Source organism: Dehalococcoidia bacterium (assembly GCA_041653995.1).
Lineage (GTDB): Bacteria > Chloroflexota > Dehalococcoidia > GIF9 > UBA5629 > CAIMUM01.
Map to the genome: position 1 here is coordinate 1 of JBAZEK010000065.1, position 1,148 is coordinate 1,148.

General features: G+C 50.9%; 3 protein-coding genes. All 3 read left to right on the plus strand.

Going from position 1 to position 1,148, the window contains the following annotated elements:
* On the plus strand, positions 1-256 hold a 256-nt coding region (locus WC359_15420; GenBank protein MFA5401841.1), incomplete at its 5' end, for a hypothetical protein.
* Positions 253-912, plus strand: coding sequence for a DUF5131 family protein (locus WC359_15425; protein ID MFA5401842.1), 660 nt, complete (start codon positions 253-255; stop codon positions 910-912). The genes WC359_15420 and WC359_15425, both read left to right, overlap by 4 nt.
* A 14-nt stretch (positions 913-926) precedes the next feature.
* Positions 927-1,094 carry a hypothetical protein gene (locus tag WC359_15430; GenBank protein ID MFA5401843.1) on the plus strand — a complete coding sequence of 56 codons (168 nt, stop codon included), beginning with the start codon at positions 927-929 and terminating at the stop codon, positions 1,092-1,094.
* Positions 1,095-1,148 lie beyond the last annotated feature (54 nt).

The following is a 1,148-nucleotide window of genomic DNA, read 5'->3' on the forward strand; positions in this document are numbered from 1 at the left end:
AGGAGGAGATATGAAACGCTACATTGAGATTGACGGGGAACGGGTGGAGTTTGATAATGCCCATAAATGCCCCGCATTTGGAAGAGAGGGATGTGAGGGAGAAGATTCGGTATGCCATCATCCTAAACATCCCAATAGAGATAAGGACAATGTTTGGTATCCAGAATGTCACTATCATTTTGATTGGGTTGATGGTGATTTTACAGCAATATCACCCGCCAATTGCCCAGCCCGCATAGCAGAGGAGAAGCGATGAACGAGGGAAAGTATTGGGATGAAGGCATTATGCTAGTGCCGGGATGCACGAAGGTTAGCGAAGGGTGCGACCATTGTTGGAGTGAATCTATGAGCAAGCGCACCGGCAAGGGCTTTGAACCCCGCTTTGATGAAAAGCAGTTGGCACGATTCGGCAAAGGCAAGCCGCGCATCATCAGCATTTGGAATGATTTGTTTCACGAGTGCGTAATGGATGAACAGATAATGGATGCTTTTATCGCCATGACATTGGCGGGAGATAATATCTATCTCATTCTAACGAAAAGAGCTTGGCGGCTAAAAGACTATTCGGCATTGCTTGATTCACCTAACATATGGCTAGGCGTAACCGCCGAGAATCAGGCGCGCTGGGATGAGCGAGTGCCGCAACTGCTGGCAGCGAACCCCGCGCACCCGTGGGTTATGTGCGAACCATTGCTGGAGGAAATCAAGAGACCCCGCAATATAGAGAAATTGCATTGGGTAGTGGCGGGAGAGGAAACGGGTAAAAGCAAGCGAACCATAGAGGAAGCCGTGTTAAGGGCTTTGTTATGGGACGCAGACGCGGCGGCAGTTCCCTTTTGGGGCAAGGCTGGCTATGGTGAATCTGACCGCGCCTATCCCCCCGCCCTGCTGCACCATTTGGGCAAACACTAACGGAGGTAAGAGAGATGGCAAGTGAATTGCGGGAATTGACGGAGGAGGAGAAGTGGCGGTTTTGGAAAAGTCCTGCCGCTATCATGGAAATTGGTGGCAAGAAATTCGCAGTGCCAAACTTATCTGACCTCCGCATCACCCCCGAAGGCGATGTGGTGCTGCTGCTTGGGAGGCCGGGGTAGTGGATAAGCTACCCCTTGACGAAATCATATTAGGTGATTGCCTTGAGGTCATGC